This window comes from Phycisphaerales bacterium, assembly GCA_035627955.1.
Taxonomy (GTDB): domain Bacteria; phylum Planctomycetota; class Phycisphaerae; order Phycisphaerales; family UBA1924; genus JAEYTB01.
The window spans coordinates 195166-212806 of record DASPKU010000012.1 but is presented as its reverse complement, the minus strand read 5'-3'; the positions used below and the strand labels follow the sequence as shown (position 1 = coordinate 212806).

The following is a 17641-nucleotide window of genomic DNA, read 5'->3' as shown; positions in this document are numbered from 1 at the left end:
GCGCCCAAGGTGCGCGGTCGGGGTGGCCGCCTGCGCCTCTCGGACCTGTTCAGACTACCGCAATGCGCGCCGTCGTACAACTCGGGGGATTGCTTTGGGCGGCCGGTGGGGGCCGCGGGGGGCGGGAGCGGGTCCAGACGCGCGGTCGGTCCCGGTTCGGACCCCTCGAGCTGTTGGGGGTGGGGAGCGCGGGTCCGCCGTGGACGGACGGGCGCAGGTTGCCCAGGTCCCCGCTTGGGTATGTCCACCTACGCAGCGGTGAGCGGGGGGTTGCAGGCGGGATGCAATGTGTGCGCGGCGGGTGGGGGCGTGAGGGCTGCGCGGGTTGGGAGGGCGGCGGGGGCGGCGCAGGCGGGAAGTGCGATGCAATCGTGCAACTCGGGGGTGATCAGGCCGAATCCTGAAGGGGCAACCCTGGTGAGGATTCAGAGATGTGGGAATGGGTCCAGCCGACCATCGACGCGGCGGGGCGGGTGCCCTGGATGGCGTATCTACCTGCGGTGGCTAGCGTTATCGGCGGGCTGCTCCTGCTATTGGCAGGGAACAGGGTGCTGAAACCGGTGACGGTGGTCTTTGGGGCTGCCGCGGGCGGGCTGGTGGGGGTGGTGGCCCTGACGGGTCTGCTGGAGGGGCACACGCACGACTGCCCGGCGGCGCTGGCGGCGATGGGGGTTGGTTCGGTGGTGGGGGCGCTGGTTGCGGTGGGACTGTTCCGGGCGACGCTGGCGATCGCGGGGGCGGGGACCTTTGCGGCTATTGGTGTCCTGATTGCCGGGGCGGTGCTGTCGGTGGACACGACAGGGGCGAAGGTCGAGTTCGCGGTGCGGGAGCAGGTCACGCTGATTTCACACGCGATGGACCCGGAGCCGAGCGTGGAGAGCCCGGAGGCGGTGGAGGAGACCGCGCGGGTGGAGGTGCGGCAGGCGTCGGACCATGTGGGCAACGTGTGGGCTTGCGTCCCGGAGAAGTCGCGCGGGGTGCTGGTGCTTGTGGGGCTGGGGGCGGGTGTGCTGGGGTTTGTGGTCGGGGCGCTGGCGCCGAAGAAGACAGAGGCGCTGGTGACGTCGCTGCTCGGCGCGGCGGTGTTTCTCGTGAGCTTCGCGTGGGTGGTGGGGGCGCTGGGTGTGGGTGGGGTGGAGATGGGGGCGGTGGGGTGGCTGGTGGTGTGGGGGTGTGTGAGCGCGGTGGGGCTCGGGGTCCAGGGGTGGACGGGGCGTGCGAAGGCGGCGTGACGCGGTAGGTGCGCGTGTGATCAACGCGCGGTCGTGTTACAAGAAGGGTCACCCGCTGCGCGGGTTCCAAGGACGCGCGTGCACATCCCAGGGTTCCGCTCGCGGACTCGCTTCACCCTGGGCTATTGCAAGGCACCCGCTGTGCGGGTTCAAGAAAAGACGGTGAGCGCGTTACTCGGCGTTGGCGGTGGTTGCCGGGAGTTGGGCCTTGTACGCGCCGGCCTGCTCGGTGTGCTGCATGACCGGGTCCATGAGCTTGTAGCCGGCGACGCCGAGGACGACGACCGCGATCGCTGCGAGGAGGCCGGCGAACTTGCGGGTGGCGAAGGGGCTCTCGTGAGCGGGCTCGACGGAGGCGTCGGCGTTCTCGAGGAAGGGCGTGAAGGCCAGGCGCAGGTAGTAGAAGGCGGCGATGGCGGAGTTGATGCCGAGGACGATGACCAGGGGGATCTCGCCGGCGCTGATGGCGCTCGTGAAGAGCGGGAGCTTGCTGAAGAAGCCCAGCAGCGGGGGGAAGCCCAGGAGGCTGAGGCTGCAGATGACCATGGTCCAGCCGAGGACGGGGCGGGAGGCGCACAGGCCGCGGAGGTCGGCGATGTTGTCGATCTCGCGGGGCTCGGAATCACCGGTCGGGAGGCCGGTGCCACCGAGAGCACGGCGCTCGAGGGCGGCGAGCACGGCGAAGCAGCCGAGGTTCATGAGGCCGTAGGCGAAGAGGTAGAAGAGGACGGCGGCGATGCCGTTCTGCGAAAAGCGGCCGTCGCCGGGGCCGGCGATGACGCCGACGAGCATGTAGCCGGTGTGCGCGATGGAGGAGTAGGCGAGGATGCGCTTGACGGAGTTCTGAAGAATCGCGAGGACGTTGCCCACGGTCATCGTGAGCGCGGCCATGACCCAGAGGGTCAGGCGGACGACGTCGGGGAGGTGGTGATTGCTGCTGGGATCAGGGCCGTGGTTCCAGCCAACGGTGGCGCAGAGAAGCAGGATGCCGATGAAGCCAGCGGTCTTGGGCACGAAGGCGAGGAACGCGGAGACCTGCGGCGCGGCGCCTTCGTACACGTCGGGCGTGTAGAAGTGCATGGGCACCGCGGCGACCTTGAAGCCCAGGCCGAGGATGGAGACGAGCAGGCCGGCGAGGGCGATGTTATTGACGCCGTCGCGTGCGAAGACGTCGGCGATGGCGTTGAGGTTGGTGGTGCCGGTGCCGCCATAGAGCAGGGCGAAGCCGTAGAGGAACACGGCGGCGCCCATGGCGCCCAGGAAGAAGTACTTGACGCCGGCCTCGCGCGAGCGGTTGCGCGCGGTGGAGATGCTCACCATGATGTAGGTGGGGAGGCTGGTGAGCTCGAGGGCGAGGAAGAGCCAGATGAGGTCGTCGGCGCCGGCGCAGAGCATGAGGCCGGTGAGGGAAAAGAGGTAGAAGGCGTAGAACTCAGCGCGGTTGCTGCGGAGGGGGTCGAAGGCGCGCTTGCCGGCGCGGATGGCGGCTTCTTCGGCGCGGTCAACGGTGCCGGCGAGGAGCATGAGGAGCAGGAGCCCGACGCCGGCGATGAGGGCCTTGGCGTAGGGGACCATGAAGGGCAGGAGGATCTGGCCCTGCTCACGTGTGAGCGCGATGCCATCGTTCGGAGGTGTTTTCCAGACGGCGATGATGCCCGCGGCGGCAACACCAAGCCCAGCGACGACCGCGGTGGCGCGGCGGACGGCGACGTTGCGGGAGAGGCCCAGGATCATCACGATGCAGGTGGTGATGAAGAGGGCGATCTCGGGGTAGAGGAAGGGGAGGCGTTCGATCATCGGCCGGCCTCCACGGTCTCGTCAGACACGGCGGCGTGGGGGTTGGTCATGATGGGCACGGACTTGAGCGGCGCGGCCGCGTTGACGACCTTGAGGGTCTGATCGATGGGCGGCTGGAGGACCTGCAGGACGTGCTTGGGGTAGACGCCCAGGTAGATGCAGAGGACGGCGAGGGGGAGCAGGATGCCGATCTCGCGCCGGCTGAGGTCGGTGGGGAGCGGGGCCTCGTGGTTGGTCTCGGACGAAGACCCCTCCCTTACGGTCGGGGTTCCTACTGCATGGTGGTGATGACCATGGCCCGCGGGCTCGACGAGGGGGCCCCAGACGATCTTGCCGCACATGTAGAGCAGGTAGATGGCGGCGATGATCATGCCGATGCCGGCGATGGCGGCGAACCAGGGGCCGAGGCCGCCGTGGGTGGCGCCCGGGACGCTGGCCTGGGCCGAGCCCCAGAGGCCCGCGTCGGGGAGGCCCGCTTCGGTGAGGCCGGTGCTGCTGCCCCAGGCGCTGCTGGACTGGAAGGTGCCGAGGAGGCAGAGGAACTCGCTGACGAAGCCGTTGAGGCCGGGGAGGCCGACGGAGGCCATGGTGAAGAAGACCATGAAGGTGGCCCACACGGGCATCTTGGCGGCGAGGCCGCCGAGCTCGTTCATGGAGCGGGTGTGGTAGCGCTCGTAGACCATGCCGATGAGGAGGAAGAGGGCCCCGGTGCTGAGGCCGTGGTTGATCATGTAGAGGATGGAGCCGGTGAGGCCGTTGTTGTTGAGGGCGAACATGCCCAGGATGCAGAAGCCAAGGTGGGCGACCGAGGAGTAGGCGACGAGCTTCTTGACGTCCTTCTGCACCCAGCAGATGAGGCCGCCGTAGATGATGCCGATGATGCAGAGGACGCCGATGGCGGGGGCGTACTCGACGACGGCGGCGGGGGTGAAGGGGAGGACGAAGCGGTAGAGGGCGTAGGTGCCGAGCTTGAGCAGCACGCCGGCGAGGATGACCGAGCCGGCGGTGGGGGCCTCGGTGTGCGCCAGCGGCAGCCAGGTGTGCACGGGGAAGAGCGGGACCTTGACGGCGAACCCCGCGAGCATGGCGAGCATGACCCAGGCCTGCTCGCGCGGGCTCATGGACGCGGCGACCTGCTGGAGCGTGGCGATGTCGAAGGTCCACTCGCCGCCGGTGTTGTGGGCGTGCTTCCAGGCGACGTACACCAGGCCCGCGAGGGCGATGATGGAGCCGGTGAAGGTGTAGAGGAAGAACTTGACCGCGGCCTTCTTGCGGTTCGTGCTGCCGTAGAGGCTGATGAGCACGAACATGGGGACGAGCGTGAACTCGAAGCAGGTGTAGAAGAGGACGAGGTCGCGGGCGGCGAAGACGCCGGTCATCGCGGCCTGCAGGACGAGCAGCCAGGAGTAGTAGGTCTTCTCGCGCTGCGTAATCGTGGTGGCGGAGGCCTGCACGCAGATGGGGCCTAGAAGGGCGGTGAGGGCGATCAGCAGCAGCGCGACAGAGTCGACGCCGACGGAGAAGTTGAGGCCCAGCTGCGGGAGCCAGGCGTAGGTGTGGGCGTACTGGAACTCTGCGGGGGTGGCCCAGTTGAAGCGGCCCTCGCCGGGGAGCATGGCGAACACGGCTACCGCGAGGGCGATGAGCGTGCCGCAGAGGGCGGTGATGCGGGCCCACTCCCGGGGTGCCGCGAGCACCAGGACGGCGAAGAGGAGCGGGATGGAGATCAGATAGATCAGCATGCGGGGGGCTCAGACTCGGCGGACCCGAGGACAGCGGAGCGATCGAGGTGCACGGATTCGGCGTGGTGCGGTGCGAGGGCGGGGAGGAGGTTGAAGGTGAAGAAAGGCATCAGGGCACGAGGCATCAAGGCATCAAGGTTCAGGTGCGGGCGACCCACAGGATGATGATCAGGAGAACGGCGAGGCCGCCGGCCATGCCGATGGCGTAGCCGTGGAGCTCGCCGGACTGGCTGGGGCGGAGGACCTTGCCGGTGCCCTTGGGGAGGTAGCCGGCGAGGTTGACCAGGCCGTCGACGAGGATCTGGTCGATGGTGTGGAAGATGTGCGAGAGGACGAGGAGGGGCTTCCGGATGAGGAAGTCGTAGAACTCGTCGACGTACCACTTGTTCTGCACGGCCTTGGCGACGGGGCCGAAGGCGGGGAGCAGGGCGTCGGCCTTGCTCGTGGCGGCGGTGGTGCGGCCCTGGAGGTGCAGCACGTAGGCGATGGCGATGCCGATGAGGCCAACCACGCCGGAGACGTAGTACATGATCGCGTGCGGGTTCTGCCCGAAGAGCGTGGCGTGCTCGGGGGCGTGCTCGCTGTGGATGAGGTTCGCGGAGCTCTGCTCAACGAGGTGGGGGACGAAGCCGCCGTGGGCGCCCATGAAGTAGAGGCCGGCTGCCGCGATCGAAAGGACCGCGAGGGTGGCGAGGACGGTGTTGATGGCCCAGCCGGGAGCGTGGGGGTGGAAGTCGGCGTGGTGGTCACCGTGGCCGTGCTCGCCGTGTGCCTTGTCGGCGAGTTCCTTTTCGGCGGCCTCGCTCTGCGGGTGAGTCCCGGAGTGCTCAACCGAGGCCTTGGCGTGGTGGGAGTGGGGGTCGTGGCCGTGGGTGTCGTGGGCGGCGTCGTGGGCGGCGTCGGCGTGCCCGTGGAGCTCATCGCCGGGCTCAAAGTACTTGGGGCCGACGAAGACGCGGAAGAAGACGCGGAAGGTGTAGTAGGCGGTAAGGCCGGCGGTGAAGAGGAGGAGCCAGCCGAGCCACTGGTAGTGGCCGTGGTGGGAGAAGGCCTCGGCGAGGATCATGTCCTTGCTGAAGAAGCCGGCGAAGCCGGGGAAGCCGGAGAGGTTGAGGCAGCCGATGAGCATGCCGACGCCGACGACGAGCCAGCCCTTCATTTTCATGACGCCCGAGAGCTTGCGGAGGTCGAGCTGGCCGGCGAAGCCGTGCATGACGGCGCCGCAGCAGAGGAAGAGCAGGGCCTTGAAGAAGGCGTGGGTGACGACGTGGAAGACGGCGCCGCCGGAGGTGAGGACGCCCAGGCCGGCGAACATGTAGCCCAGCTGCGACACGGTCGAGTAGGCCATGATGCGCTTGATGTCGAACTGGGCCATGCCGATGGTGGCGGCGAGGAGGGCGGTGAAGCCGCCGGTCCAGGCGACGATGGGGAGCGCGATCTCGGAGAGCTGGAAGAGGCCGTAGGTGCGGGCGATGAGGAAGACGCCGGCGGTCACCATGGTCGCGGCGTGGATGAGGGCCGAGACGGGGGTGGGGCCTTCCATGGCGTCGGGGAGCCAGACGTACAGCGGGAACTGGGCCGACTTGCCGAAGGCGCCGCCCATGAGCAGGAGCGGGATGATCTGGACGACGAGGGGGATCTGGTCGAAGCGGCCGTTGGCGGCGGCGGCCAGGTAGGGCTGGATGCGGTCGAAGATCTCGCTGTACTGGACGGTGCCGAGGTGGACGTAGGTGAGCCAGATGCCGAGCGCCAGGAAGAGGTCGCCGATGCGGTTGACGATGAAGGCCTTCTTGGCGGCGGCGACGGCGCTGGGCTTCTTGTAGAAGTAGCCGATGAGCAGGTACGAGCAGAGGCCCACGCCCTCCCAGCCCAGGTAGAGCAGGACGAGGTTGTCGGCCATCACGAGGCAGGCCATGGAGAAGACGAACAGGCTGAACGCGGCGAAGAAGCGGCAGTAGCCGGCGCCCAGGTCGCCGCTCATGTACTCGCTGGCGTAGAGGGCGATGAGGGTGGCCAGGCCCGTGACGAAGAGCATCCACAGGGTGGACACGGGGTCCATGTAGAAGGCGAAGTTGGCGATGAAGTGCTTGGTCTGCTCGCCGGCGCCGGTGGCCCAGGAGAAGTTGATCCAGTCGAAGACGTGGAGGACGCCGGTTTGGGCGTGCCCGCCCGACCAGAGGTCGCGCGCCATGAGGGCGGTGAGGACGAAGGAGACGGCAAGGGAGAGGACGGTGGTCCAGGCGGGGAGCTTGGACTTGATGCGGAGGGCGGCGAAGACGCCGCAAAGGATGCAGGAGAGGAGCGGGAGGAGCGGGATGAGGGCGTAGAGGGACTTGAGGGGGAAGAAGGCGGGGGTGGAGGTGCCCGCGGGGTTCGGCGCGTCGTGCTGCATGGTGGGCAGCAGCTGGGTGATGGCGTCGAGGATGGCGGTCGTGCTAGGCAAGCGAGCGTGTCCTGATGGGCGGCGGTCGGAAGACCCGTCGCTGACGCTCCGGGCTCGTCAGGCGCGGACGTGGTTATCCCTTGAGCTCGTTCCACTCTTCGGCGTTGAGGGATTCCTTGCGGCGGAAGAGGAGGACGACGAGGGCGAGAGCCATGGCGGCCTCGGCCGCGGCGACGGTGAGGATGAAGATGACGAACGTCTGGCCGGTGAAGTTGAGGTGGTAGCGGCCGAAGGCGATGAGGGCGAGGCCGGCGGCCTGGAACATCAGCTCCGTGCAGAGGAACATGATGATGAGGTTGCGGCGGGTGATGAAGCCGATGAGGCCGATGACGAAGAGGAGGGCGGAGACGACGAGGTAGTGGGCGAGGGTGACGCCGTGCATGGCGTCGGGGAAGCCGGATTGGGCGAGGAGGTTGATCAACGGGTGCCTCCCGCGTGGGTGGACTCGAGGGGGGAGCGGCCCAGGCCGGGGTTGACGCCGCCGAGGGTGTCCTGGGCGAGCTTGCGGGCCTGGTTGGCCTTGGCGTCTTCGTCGAGCTGCACCTGCTTGCGGGAGAGGACGACGGCGCCGAGCATGGCCATGAGGAGGATGACGCCGGCGATCTCGATGGAGCCGGGGTGGTTGCGGAGGAGGTCGAAGCCCAGGGCCTCGACGTTCTTGACGGTGAGCTCCTCGGGCCACTTGTCCTGGGCGAGGACAACCGGCTCCTCGCCGGGGTTGTTGATGGTGATGAAGAGGGGCTCGGCGGGGTGGGCCGGGGAGGGGGCGACCTCGGTGATCTGGATGGTGCCGTCGGCTTTGAGGTAGGGCTGGCCGGTGTCGGGGTTGCGGTTGTTGCGGAGGACGCTCTCGACCTTGCGGGGCATCTGGGCGAGGAGCTCGTTGGGCGCAACCGGGCCGGGGAGCGGCAGTTGCGGCACGCCGCGGAACATCATGGTGGTGAGGACGGCGAGCAGGAGGAAGCCGACGACGGTGGCGGCGATGGGCTCGCGGGCCTGGGTGTCGTAGGTGGCGAGGGCCTCGATTTCGCCCTCCTCGGGGGCCTGGCTGGCGAGCATGATGACGAAGAGGTAGGTGATGAGGATGGCGCCGGCGTAGACGATGATGAGGGCGAAGGCCATGAACTCGGCGGAGAGGATGAGGAAGAGGCCCGCCGAGGCCAGGACGGTCATGATGAAGTAAAGGGCGGCGTAGACGGGCCTTGGGTGCGTGATGACGCGGAGGGCGGAGCCCAGGCCGATGAGGGAGAAGATGTAGAAGTAGATGTTGGGGAGGTGGTCGCGCCCGGCGATGCCCATGGCGATGAGCAGGAGGCCGCCGGCGAGACCGGCGATGAGGGCGCCGAAGAGCTGCGGGGACGCTTTGCGGCGGGGGAGGGCCAGGCACACGCCCAGGCTGCCCAGGACCAGCACGGCGAAGAAGATGGCAGGGTGGATGATGGAACCCAAAGAGCGGACCCCGAGACCCAGCCGTCGCGGCTGGAGCGCGCACTCTGGCCCTCTGGCCGGGCGAGTGAGGGTGAGAGGATAGAGGGTGGGGGCGAGGGCGGCAACCGGGCCAGAGGGTGAGGGGTGTGCCGGCGCGGCGTGGGCGGGGTTACCGACAACCTGACGACAATCGGACGGCGGATGAGGAGTTGCGGGGCATACTCCATAGGATGAGCGCTGTGACGACGACACCGCCGGCGGTTGCGCCGGTTGACCATCCTGCCGCGCTCGCCCCGGAGCTGACGTACCGGCGGTGGGTGCCCAATGCCCTGACGGCGTTGCGGCTTGTGATCGCGGTGGCGTTCTTTGTGCAGCTGGCGGTGTGGAGCTACCCGGTGCGGGACCTGCTGGTGACGCCCAAGCAGCCGGTGTGGCGGTACCTGATCGCCGCGGCGTTGTTCGGGCTGGCGGCACTGACTGATGCGCTGGACGGGCCGCTGGCACGGCGGTGGCACGTGGTGAGCAAGTTCGGGCGGGTGATGGACCCGTTCGCGGACAAAGTGCTGGTCGTGGGCGCGTTCGTGATGCTGGCGGGGCCGCAGTTCGCCCTGGAGAAGGGGGACGGGTCGCACTTCCAGGTGAGCGGGGTCCTGCCGTGGATGGTGGTGGTGATCCTGGCGCGGGAGCTGCTGGTGACGTCGATTCGCGCGGTGGCGGAGGAGGATGGGGTGGACTTCTCCGCGGGGTGGAGCGGGAAGGCGAAGATGATCCTGCAGGCGTGCGTGATCCCGTTCATCCTGGTGATGCTGGGGATCACGGAGGTGCGCGAGGGGTATGTGTGGCGGCGGGTGATTGATCTGGCGGTGTGGGCGACGGTGGTGGTGACGGTGATCTCGGGGGTGCCGTACGTGGTGAAGGGATTAGGGGTGTTGTCGAAGTCGGAAGTCGGAAGTGGGAAGTCGGAGTAACGCCGACGGGTGCGTTTTCCTGTTCCGACTTCCGACTTCGCACTTCCGACTTCCATCCGCTAGTCTCCGCCGATGAACCGCCCCCGCGTCAACTGGATCACGGTGTTCGGGCTCGGCCACATGTGGCCGGCGTCGGGAACGTGGGGGTCTTTGCCGCCGGTGCTGCTGGCGGGGGCGTTCTTCTTTGTGGCGCGGGTGGTGGGGGCGGAGCACGCCCCGCTCGTGCGCGGGTTGTACGTGCTCGCGCTGCTGATCGTGCTGGTGGCGTTCTGCTACGCGTGCGTCGCGCAGGGGGATGGGGCGGAGGCGCGGTTCGGGGAGAAGGACCCGTCGCAGGCCGTGGCGGACGAGACGGCGGGGCAGTGCCTGCCGCTGCTGGTGCTGCCGGTGTGGTACCCGGAATGGTCCGATGCGCTGCTGGCGCTGCTCACGGCCTTCGTCGCGTTCCGCGTGATGGACATCGTAAAACCGCCGCCGGCGCGGGGGTTGCAGCGGCTGTACGCGGGATGGGGGGTGCTGATCGACGACCTCGTCGCGGGCGTGTACGCGGCGGTGGTGACGTGGGTGGTGGTGCGGCTTTGGATGTGAAAGCGGAAATCAGAAAGCGGAAAGCGGAAGAACGTGGCGTGGCGCGTACCCGCTTGTAGACTCATCAACAGTCTTGCTCCGCTTTCCGGTTTCCGCTTTCCGCTTTTCCTATGCCCTGCCTCTTCGCCATCATCGGGTTCTTCTTCCCCCGCATCGTGATGGTGCTGCTGTACCTGTTCACGGACTACATGGGGCGGGCGTTCCAGACGGCGCTGTGGCCGATCCTGGGCTTTTTCTTTGCGCCGTTCACGACGCTGGCGTACGCGTGGGCGGTGAACTCGCAGGGTGGGGTGCACGGATTAGGTTTGGCGGCCGTGATATTGGGCGTGCTGCTGGACCTGGGGGTGATCGGCGGGGGCGACAAGGAGCGCCGGAAGCGGTTCAGGAAGAAGGCTTGACGGAGTCCGGGATAGAGCCGCACTCCGGGCATCGAGCGGCGGGCTGCAGACCCCGACGTTCATAGCTGCAGGACGCGCACCGTCCGCGGACACTGGATTGCACCCTCATCCAAACCGCTGTGGCCATCCAGACGACAAGCGTCACTGCAAGCCAGGGCCACAAGGGGACGACAATCGCATCGACGCTCGATGGGGGCAGTCGAATGTGGGCTGAACTGACGCTCTGAGTCTGCCGGTGAGGGCGCCAGACGCTCCAACTACGGAACTCGAATGTGACCTTTGGGAAATCTGGAAAGAACCACTTCTCGCCGCGGCACTCGACATCGCGCGTAGCATGAACCAGGATCAGAGTGCCGCGTTTCAGCTCGAGCCCGTAACGGCCCATGCTCAGTTGTGCTCCGAACACGCCCGCTAGCAGGAGGAGAGCGATGAGCGCAGCGGCCGATGGGGGTACGCAGCGCCAGTGGAAGCAACCTCGCGGCCGGCTCATTCGCTCAGGGTATCAACAGCGTGCCACTCCGATTGCAGTTTCAGGGCTCCGCCGGCCGCGTGAACATTAGCGTGTTGAAGTCCAGGTCGTTGTGAACGATGCTCATCTGCTTTGGCGTGACAATCGCCTGCGCGTGGCGGTGAACCTCGTGCTGCAAGGGACTGCTCGAACATGGGCCCGATCGCTCGCGCGATCGGCTCTCTTAGAAACCCGCGACGATGGCGTCCGCCTGCCGCAGGTGCAGGGCCTGGTGGAAGGGGCCGAAGCAGGCCCACACCTCGCACGAGAGCGGGCCGAACCACGGGTGCACGTGGGTCACGCGGCTGGCGCGGATCGCGCCGGGGTCGGCGAGCTCGCGGGCGAGGGCGTCGTTGGCGTCGGTGAGCTCGCGCATGGCGGCGGGAGCGCGGGTGTCGGGCGGGGGCTTGTAGTTGGCCGTGCTGACGACGATGGGGCAGGGGCGGCCGGCCTTGAGGTGCGAGAGGGTGGTGGCGAGGTCGCGGTTGATCATGGCGAGGTGCCTGGCGACCATCGCGAGCGAGTAGTTGGTGGAGGATTGCTCGAGGCCGCGGAGGCGCTTGATCTGCACGCGGCGTTCGGCATCGGGGCCGGCGCGGTCGATCATGGCCGCGAGGGTGCGCTGCTGGTCGCGCAGGAGAATGGGGGCGTGCTCGACGGGGTTGTTGCGCACGAAGCGGCGGATGAACAGGCGGGCGACGAGGCGCTCGAGGGCGGGGATACCGGTTGCGGGCATGGGGGATTGTTTGCTAGGAGTCCTGGCGGCGGATGCGGCGTGCGGCCATCGTGCATTCGGTAGTATTCTCTTTGCATGGGGGCGGATCATCCGCGCTGTTTCAACTGCGGGTACAGCATCGCGCACGTGAGCGCGGGCGGGGTGTGCCCTGAGTGCGGGGCGCGGGCGGTGGAGGAGCGCGAGGTGCTCGACGGCGCGGCCGCGGCGGGGCGGCGGGAGCGGCTGATCCAGAACTGCGTGGTGGTAGCGATGGTGGTGGGGGTGCTTGGGTTCTTGCTGTACGCGTGTGTGCCGTGAGCGCGAGCGGCGGGCGGGCGCATCGGGTGAAGCAACGAGCACCCCTTTGGGGTGCAGGCATTGTCGGCGCCGCGGACCGGGGGTCGCGCTCGTCGAGGACTCCTCGCTTGACCCCCGGCTACTGGAGGTGAGGCCTACGGCTTCAAGACTCAGCCACGGCGCACTTCTACGTCCTCATCAGCCCCCCCTTACTCCGGCCTTCGCGCGAACATCAGCATGTTGAAGTCCAGGTCGCCCAGGGTGTGGCCCAGCTGCTTGAGCATGTTGACCACCTGCGCGCGATGGTGGACCTCGTGCTGGTAGAGCTGGGTGAACTGGTCGGCGGGGGTGGCGGTGCTGACCATGCGGCGGCCGTGGTCGTCGGTGTAGCGGTACTCGAGGACGCGGTGCCAGCCGTGGTTTTCGTTCAGTGTGGCGATGGCCGCGCGGGTGCCGTCGGCCACGCCCTTCCAGTGCTCGTTGAGCACGCCGAACGCGGGCGGCTTCTCGTCCTGGATCGGCCACGTGGAGTAGTCGGGCACCTCGCGGTCCAGCATCCGCTGCACGTAGTACCACTCGCTGCCCATGATGTGCGTGAGCGTGCGGGCGAGGGAGCCCAGGCCGATGGGGAACTGGCGCGTGTAGTCCTCGGGCGAGAGCGTGCGCACCTTGTCGAGCACGCGGCCGCGGGCAAGGGCGAGGTAGTCGTACATCTTCACAGGGTTGAGCATGGGAAGATGCTAACGCGCTGGCAGGATCAACAAGAAAGCCCAGGGATCATGATCCCTGGGCTTTGGGTAACGCAGGACGGATGGTCAGCGCCCGCGGCGGCGCGTGATGAGCGGCAAGGCCGCGAGCGGCAGCGCGGCCGCGGGCGATGGAATCGTGAGCGACAGTGAGTAGTTGCCCTGGTGCACGACGTCGACCTGCGTGAGCCCATGCTAAAGGGCACGGCGGGGGTCTGCAATCACATTCTGAGATTCGGGCGTTGCGGTGAGCCTGCCGCACTCGGGGCACGGCGCCGACGCAGGGATCGTGCTGCGGTCATAGCCGCAGGCGGCGCACGCGCCGAGGGGCCGCTGACGCTTCGGGCGCAGCAGGAACCAAGCGGCCCCGGTGAGGATCGGGAGAGGCCAGACCGGCAGGTCGATGCGCGTGCCCGTCCGAGCATGGTCGTGCTCGGGGAGCATTTCCCAGCGCGGGATGGGGCGCCGGTCGACAGCGCCGAGCCATAGCGGGCCGAGGCGGCCCAAGGTCGCGGGGTTGTCGGTCATGACGTCGATGTTGCGCTGGTCGACGGGGTAGGTGCGGAAGTAGAGGCGCAGCTGGCCGCGGGTGAGCGAGGGTGACCAGCGCCAGCCGAGGTCCATGAGCGCGATTCCCCACCACGCGCTCACGAACCATGCGAGAGCAGCGAGCACGGTGATGACCGCCAGCAGCGAGACGGGGACTCGTCGGCGGAGTGTTGGTTGCTGCATCGCGGGCATGCTAACAGCGCCGGATGGGGACGCGCCGAGACTCACGCCTCACGGCACCAGCGCGCACTCCGGGCACGAGGCGTCGGGCTCGAGGCCGTAGCGGGGGTAGGCGCAGCGGGGGCAGAGGCCGCGCTGCAGGCGGGTGGGGCGGCGGGCGATGCGGTAGGCGGTGAGCAGGCCGCAGCCGGTGAGTGTGGGCATCCACAGCGGGACCTCGAAGGAGAGCTCGAACCAGCTGGAGCCGACGGGCGAGGTGTTGAGGTGCAGGAAGCGGCCGCGCCAGGGCCAGAACTTGACGTCGCCGGTTGGGAGCGAGTCGGTATTGATGAACCAGCCGTGGTGGGCGCTGGAGACGCGGTTGCTGAAGTAGAAGATGCCGTTGCGGCCGCCGACGGTGGTGCACATGGGATAGCCCGCGGGGAACCGCGGCGAGGGCGGATCGCTGGGGAACCGCGGCGGCGAGACGTAGCGCACGCCCCACACGCTGATGAAGAAGAGCACCAGGCTCACGGACGTGAGGATCAGCCCGGGCCAGAGCAGCGTGCGCCGGTGGCGGCGTTTGAGCCGAGCTAGGTGGGCGGCGGCGGTGGTGGGAGTTGTGGAGGTAGTGGGGGTGCTGGGGGGCACGCGCGGGAGTGTACCGGTGGGCGGGGTGGGGGTTGCGGTTGGTGCGGTGCGAACGGAAGAGCCCAGGGATCATGATCCCTGGGCTTTGGTCGGCTGTGCGACGCTCATTTGGCATCAGGCAAATGGCCGCCACCAGCCGGAGGAGCAGCAGCTCTCGATAAATCCAGCAGCAGCGCAGAAAACCATTGGCCCGCGCCCATCATGCCTTTGTCGGACCGATGGAGGCTTCCATGCGGAAGGTCGCGCTGTTCTCGTTGCTGCTGGTGGCCGGGCTCGGGCTGTCGCAGCTGGTGCCGGCGGACGCCGAGACGCTCCGCAAGTGGGTCATGCTGGGCACGATGGCGGCCCTGTCCTTCATCATGATCCACGTGGGCTACGAGTTTGAGCTGGACAAGACGAAGCTGCGGGCCCTGGGGTGGGACTACGTGGTGGCCTTCACCGCGGCCGCGTTCCCGTGGATCATGGTCGCGCTCTACTTCGTGTTCGTGATGTCGCCGCGCGCCGACTGGGGCGACGGGGGCGTGTGGCGCGACATGCTGCTGCAATCGCGGTTCGCCTCGCCCACCTCGGCGGGCGTGCTGTTCTCGATGCTTGCGGCCGCGGGGCTGGCGGCGACGTGGCTGTTCAGGAAGGCCCGCGTGCTGGCGATCCTGGACGACCTGGACACCATCCTGCTGATGATCCCCCTGCAGGTCATGATGGTGGGGATGCGTCCGCAGCTGGGGGGGATCGTCATCATCTCGGGGCTGCTGCTGTGGGCGGCGTGGAAGTTCCTGCACCGCGTGAGCATCCCGGTGACGTGGCCGTGGGTGATGGGCTACGCGGTGGCGATCACCACGATCTCCGAGCTCGCGTACATGGGGAGCAAGGCGTACGACCCCGCGGTGCCGGTGCACCTGGAGGTGCTGCTGCCCGCCTTCGTGCTGGGGTGCATCATGAAGCGCCCGACGTGGAGCAACCCGCACGGCAACGACGCGAAGGAGGGGGAGCTGGAGGGCCCGGAGACCCGCGACGAGCAGCTCGTGGCGACCATTGTGTCGGCGGTGTTCATGGTGCTGGTGGGGCTGTCGATGCCGTCGATCTTCGGAAGTATCGGCAGCGGGGGAAGTGGGGGCGGCGCGGAGGGTGCGGATTCCGCCCCCGCCATGGGCTGGGGCATGATCGCGGTGCACGTGTTGGCGGTGACGGCCATCTCGAACCTGGGCAAGATGTTCCCGGCCCTGTGCTACCGGCGCGAGGCGACGCTCCGCGAGCGGCTGGCGCTCTCGATTGGGATGTGGCCGCGGGGCGAGGTGGGCGCGGGGGTGCTGGCGATCTCGCTGGGGTACGGCATCGGCGGGGCGACGCTGACGGTGGCGGTGCTCTCGCTCTCGCTGAACCTGCTGCTCACGGGCGTGTTCATCCTGGCGGTGCGTCGGCTGCTGAGGCCCGTGCCCCTGGCCGCGACGCTCGACGCGGGGGTGGGCGCGGGTGCGGCGACACCCGGGCGTGAGGCGGGCGCGGCCGACGTTCGCGAAGCGGAACATCGAGACGGCCGCGAGCGGGCGGCGCGGGAAAGGAGTTCAACATGGTGATGGCGAACGAACCGGTGTACAGGAACGTGCTGGTGTGGGTGGACTTCTCGCAGAGCTGCCCGCGGCTGATGGAGCAGGCGGCGGTGATCGCGCGGGGGTCGGGTGGTGGGGGGGCGGTGCTGCACGTGGTGCACGCGTGCACGCCGCCGTGGATGAAGCTGCATTACCGCTCGCCCGCGGAGGCCTCCTCCGAGAAGGAGCGGAACGCGTACGAGGCCCGCGAGCTGGCGCGGCTGCGGGAGTGCGTCGGGCCCGTGGTGGAACGCACGCCCGGGCTCGACGTGCGCTACGCCGTGCTCTTTGGCGTGGATCCTGCGCAGGAGGTGCTGGAGTACGGCCGCCGCGTGCACGCCGACCTGCTGGTCATGCACGCCGAGCGGCCCACCGGCCTGCTGGGCGCCATGGAGAAGCGGCTGGACCCCACGGTGCGGATGGAGTCCGAGCTTGATGCGCCGGTGCTCGTGCTGCGGGGGGACTGAGTGGGGGTCGGGCTTCCATCCGCGCCCGCATGAGCGCCCGCCTCAGCCTCCGCGCTCACCACGCCGATTCACGCCGGTTTTCGTTGCCCCCCGCGGAGCGGATTGATACAAAGACCGGCATGGCGCTCCCGCGTCGCAACTACTTCGACGCCACCCTCCGGCTCCCGCTGTGGGCGCGGTGCCTGCTCGCCCTGCCGCTGATGGCGGGGGCGCACGCGCTGCAGGTCGTCCCCGAGCGGCTGCTGGGCCCCATGGGCCAGTTCCTGCCCTTTGAGTTCCTGGGCATCGTGGTCGCGGCTTTGTGCCTGGGCGTGCTCCCGGGCGCGACCGCGGTGGTGGTCGCGACCCTTACGTCCATCTGGTCGCTGCCGCCCGAGGGCTTCTTCGCGGTGTCGCGCCCGGCGGACATCGTGGCCGTGGCCCTCAACGGCGTGCTGGGCGCGGGCGTGGTCGTGCTCAGCGAGGCGCACCGCCGCTCGGTGGCCCGTGAGCGGGCCGCGTTCACGGAGCTCGACCGCCGCGCCCGCGAGCTGGAGGCGGAGGTGCGGCAGCGCACGCGGGCGGAGCGCGAGCTCCGCGAGGCCAACGAGCGGCTCGACGAGTTCTCCCACGCCGTGGCCCATGACCTCAAGGAGCCGCTGCGGGGCATCACCTACCTGGCCACGTTCCTGGAGGAGGACACCGCCGACCGCCTCACGCCCGACGAGCGGCACCGCCTGGGGCGCCTCAAGGCCTCCGCCCAGGGGATGGCCCACATGCTCGGCGTCGCGCTCGATTACGCCCGCGAGTCGGCGGCCGGCGCCGCGGAGCCGGGTGAGTCCGGGCCCGCCGTGGTGGACCCCGCGGCCGTGGCGGGGCGCGTGGTCCAGACGCTCGAGCCCTGGCTCAAGCAGGAGAACGCGGAGGTGATTGTGCGCGGCCCCCTGCCGCCGGTGCGCTGCGACGAGGCGAGCATCATCCGCGTCTTTACGAACCTGATCGCCAACGGCGTCAAGTACAACCGCTCCAGCCCGAAGGTGATCGAGGTGGGCGTGCTCGACATGGGCGTGATCGGGCTGGGCGCCTCGGTGGACGTCAAGCCGCCGGTGTTCTACGTGCGCGACAACGGCGCGGGCATCCCGCGCGAGAAGCGCGACAGGGTCTTCCGCATGTTCCGCCGCCCCGAGCCCGGCGACCCCCACGACCCGCCCAACGCCGGCACCGGCGCCGGCCTGGCCCTCACCCGCCGCATCATCGAACGCCACCGCGGCCGCATCTGGATCGAGGACCCCCCGCCGGGCGTGCAGGGCACCACGTTCTGCTTCACGCTGGCGGAGCGGGGTTGAACCAGGGATCAGCCCGCTCATTCATGTCCTTCCAAGCCTCTC

17 protein-coding genes are annotated in these 17641 nt (G+C 68.6%); 8 read left to right on the top strand and 9 right to left on the bottom strand.

All coding sequences use genetic code 11. The features are described from left to right. The first annotated feature begins 431 nt into the window (after positions 1-431). Positions 432-1232 carry a hypothetical protein gene (locus tag VD997_10705; GenBank protein HYE62457.1) on the top strand — a complete coding sequence of 267 codons (801 nt, stop codon included), beginning with the start codon at positions 432-434 and terminating at the stop codon, positions 1230-1232. 171 nt (positions 1233-1403) lie between these two features. Here the strand turns inward: VD997_10705 and VD997_10700 are convergent, their stop codons facing one another. The 5 genes from VD997_10700 to VD997_10680 all read right to left on the bottom strand — a co-directional run bounded on the left by VD997_10700 (position 1404) and on the right by VD997_10680 (position 8663). Continuing rightward, positions 1404-3029 (bottom strand): NADH-quinone oxidoreductase subunit N, encoded by a 1626-nt coding sequence (locus tag VD997_10700; GenBank protein ID HYE62456.1) that lies wholly within the window; start codon positions 3027-3029, stop codon positions 1404-1406. Next, entirely contained in the window at positions 3026-4771 is a 1746-nt protein-coding gene (locus VD997_10695) for an NADH-quinone oxidoreductase subunit M (protein HYE62455.1), read from the bottom strand. Before VD997_10695 ends, VD997_10700 begins: the two co-directional genes overlap by 4 nt. A gap of 139 nt (positions 4772-4910) precedes the next feature. Further along, positions 4911-7214 (bottom strand): NADH-quinone oxidoreductase subunit L, encoded by a 2304-nt coding sequence (gene nuoL, locus VD997_10690; GenBank protein HYE62454.1) that lies wholly within the window; start codon positions 7212-7214, stop codon positions 4911-4913. Between the two features lie 73 nt (positions 7215-7287). Further along, positions 7288-7635 (bottom strand): NADH-quinone oxidoreductase subunit NuoK, encoded by a 348-nt coding sequence (gene nuoK, locus VD997_10685; protein ID HYE62453.1) that lies wholly within the window; start codon positions 7633-7635, stop codon positions 7288-7290. Next, complete coding sequence (locus VD997_10680; protein ID HYE62452.1) at positions 7632-8663, bottom strand: NADH-quinone oxidoreductase subunit J; 1032 nt, start codon at positions 8661-8663, stop codon at positions 7632-7634. The genes nuoK and VD997_10680 overlap by 4 nt, the downstream gene beginning before the upstream one ends. A gap of 209 nt (positions 8664-8872) precedes the next feature. On the opposite strand from VD997_10680, the gene VD997_10675 reads away from it, so the two are divergent. The 3 genes from VD997_10675 (at position 8873) to VD997_10665 (ending at position 10596) form a co-directional block, all read left to right on the top strand. After that, complete coding sequence (locus tag VD997_10675) at positions 8873-9610, top strand: CDP-alcohol phosphatidyltransferase family protein (protein HYE62451.1); 738 nt, start codon at positions 8873-8875, stop codon at positions 9608-9610. 72 nt (positions 9611-9682) lie between these two features. Then, positions 9683-10198, top strand: coding sequence for a phosphatidylglycerophosphatase A (locus VD997_10670; protein HYE62450.1), 516 nt, complete (start codon positions 9683-9685; stop codon positions 10196-10198). Between the two features lie 110 nt (positions 10199-10308). After that, complete coding sequence (locus VD997_10665; GenBank protein ID HYE62449.1) at positions 10309-10596, top strand: hypothetical protein; 288 nt, start codon at positions 10309-10311, stop codon at positions 10594-10596. Positions 10597-11288: 692 nt separating this feature from the next. Here the strand turns inward: VD997_10665 and VD997_10660 are convergent. Continuing rightward, positions 11289-11840, bottom strand: a complete 552-nt coding sequence (locus VD997_10660; protein ID HYE62448.1) for a hypothetical protein — start codon at positions 11838-11840, stop codon at positions 11289-11291. Between the two features lie 75 nt (positions 11841-11915). Here VD997_10660 and VD997_10655 point away from each other — a divergent pair, with 75 nt between their 5' ends. Continuing rightward, the gene (locus VD997_10655) at positions 11916-12137 is read left to right on the top strand and encodes a hypothetical protein (GenBank protein ID HYE62447.1); all 222 of its coding nucleotides are present in this window, start codon (positions 11916-11918) and stop codon (positions 12135-12137) included. A gap of 188 nt (positions 12138-12325) precedes the next feature. Here VD997_10655 and VD997_10650 read toward each other — a convergent pair whose 3' ends face one another. The 3 genes from VD997_10650 to VD997_10640 form a co-directional block, all read right to left on the bottom strand. Next, positions 12326-12847, bottom strand: coding sequence for a DinB family protein (locus VD997_10650; protein ID HYE62446.1), 522 nt, complete (start codon positions 12845-12847; stop codon positions 12326-12328). A 210-nt stretch (positions 12848-13057) separates the two neighbouring features. Next, positions 13058-13594 carry a hypothetical protein gene (locus tag VD997_10645; protein HYE62445.1) on the bottom strand — a complete coding sequence of 179 codons (537 nt, stop codon included), beginning with the start codon at positions 13592-13594 and terminating at the stop codon, positions 13058-13060. 48 nt (positions 13595-13642) lie between these two features. Further along, positions 13643-14221, bottom strand: a complete 579-nt coding sequence (locus VD997_10640; GenBank protein HYE62444.1) for a hypothetical protein — start codon at positions 14219-14221, stop codon at positions 13643-13645. A 230-nt stretch (positions 14222-14451) separates the two neighbouring features. Here VD997_10640 and VD997_10635 point away from each other — a divergent pair, with 230 nt between their 5' ends. The 3 genes from VD997_10635 (at position 14452) to VD997_10625 (ending at position 17599) form a co-directional block, all read left to right on the top strand. Then, positions 14452-15795 (top strand): hypothetical protein, encoded by a 1344-nt coding sequence (locus tag VD997_10635; protein ID HYE62443.1) that lies wholly within the window; start codon positions 14452-14454, stop codon positions 15793-15795. Then, complete coding sequence (locus VD997_10630; protein ID HYE62442.1) at positions 15789-16274, top strand: universal stress protein; 486 nt, start codon at positions 15789-15791, stop codon at positions 16272-16274. The genes VD997_10635 and VD997_10630 overlap by 7 nt, the downstream gene beginning before the upstream one ends. Positions 16275-16393: 119 nt before the next feature. Further along, on the top strand, positions 16394-17599 hold the full coding sequence (locus VD997_10625) for a HAMP domain-containing sensor histidine kinase (protein ID HYE62441.1): 1206 nt from the start codon (positions 16394-16396) through the stop codon (positions 17597-17599). The last annotated feature ends 42 nt before the right edge of the window (positions 17600-17641 follow it).

What these genes read in the sequence shown, in the direction of transcription:
- VD997_10705 (HYE62457.1), top strand. Translation starts at nt 432, where the DNA reads ATGTGGGAATGGGTCCAGCCGACCATCGACGCGGCGGGGCGGGTGCCC.
- VD997_10700 (HYE62456.1), bottom strand. Translation starts at nt 3,029, where the DNA reads ATGATCGAACGCCTCCCCTTCCTCTACCCCGAGATCGCCCTCTTCATC.
- VD997_10695 (HYE62455.1), bottom strand. Translation starts at nt 4,771, where the DNA reads ATGCTGATCTATCTGATCTCCATCCCGCTCCTCTTCGCCGTCCTGGTG.
- VD997_10675 (HYE62451.1), top strand. Translation starts at nt 8,873, where the DNA reads ATGAGCGCTGTGACGACGACACCGCCGGCGGTTGCGCCGGTTGACCAT.
- VD997_10670 (HYE62450.1), top strand. Translation starts at nt 9,683, where the DNA reads ATGAACCGCCCCCGCGTCAACTGGATCACGGTGTTCGGGCTCGGCCAC.
- VD997_10665 (HYE62449.1), top strand. Translation starts at nt 10,309, where the DNA reads ATGCCCTGCCTCTTCGCCATCATCGGGTTCTTCTTCCCCCGCATCGTG.
- VD997_10660 (HYE62448.1), bottom strand. Translation starts at nt 11,840, where the DNA reads ATGCCCGCAACCGGTATCCCCGCCCTCGAGCGCCTCGTCGCCCGCCTG.
- VD997_10655 (HYE62447.1), top strand. Translation starts at nt 11,916, where the DNA reads ATGGGGGCGGATCATCCGCGCTGTTTCAACTGCGGGTACAGCATCGCG.
- VD997_10650 (HYE62446.1), bottom strand. Translation starts at nt 12,847, where the DNA reads ATGCTCAACCCTGTGAAGATGTACGACTACCTCGCCCTTGCCCGCGGC.
- VD997_10645 (HYE62445.1), bottom strand. Translation starts at nt 13,594, where the DNA reads ATGCAGCAACCAACACTCCGCCGACGAGTCCCCGTCTCGCTGCTGGCG.
- VD997_10635 (HYE62443.1), top strand. Translation starts at nt 14,452, where the DNA reads ATGCGGAAGGTCGCGCTGTTCTCGTTGCTGCTGGTGGCCGGGCTCGGG.
- VD997_10630 (HYE62442.1), top strand. Translation starts at nt 15,789, where the DNA reads ATGGTGATGGCGAACGAACCGGTGTACAGGAACGTGCTGGTGTGGGTG.
- VD997_10625 (HYE62441.1), top strand. Translation starts at nt 16,394, where the DNA reads ATGGCGCTCCCGCGTCGCAACTACTTCGACGCCACCCTCCGGCTCCCG.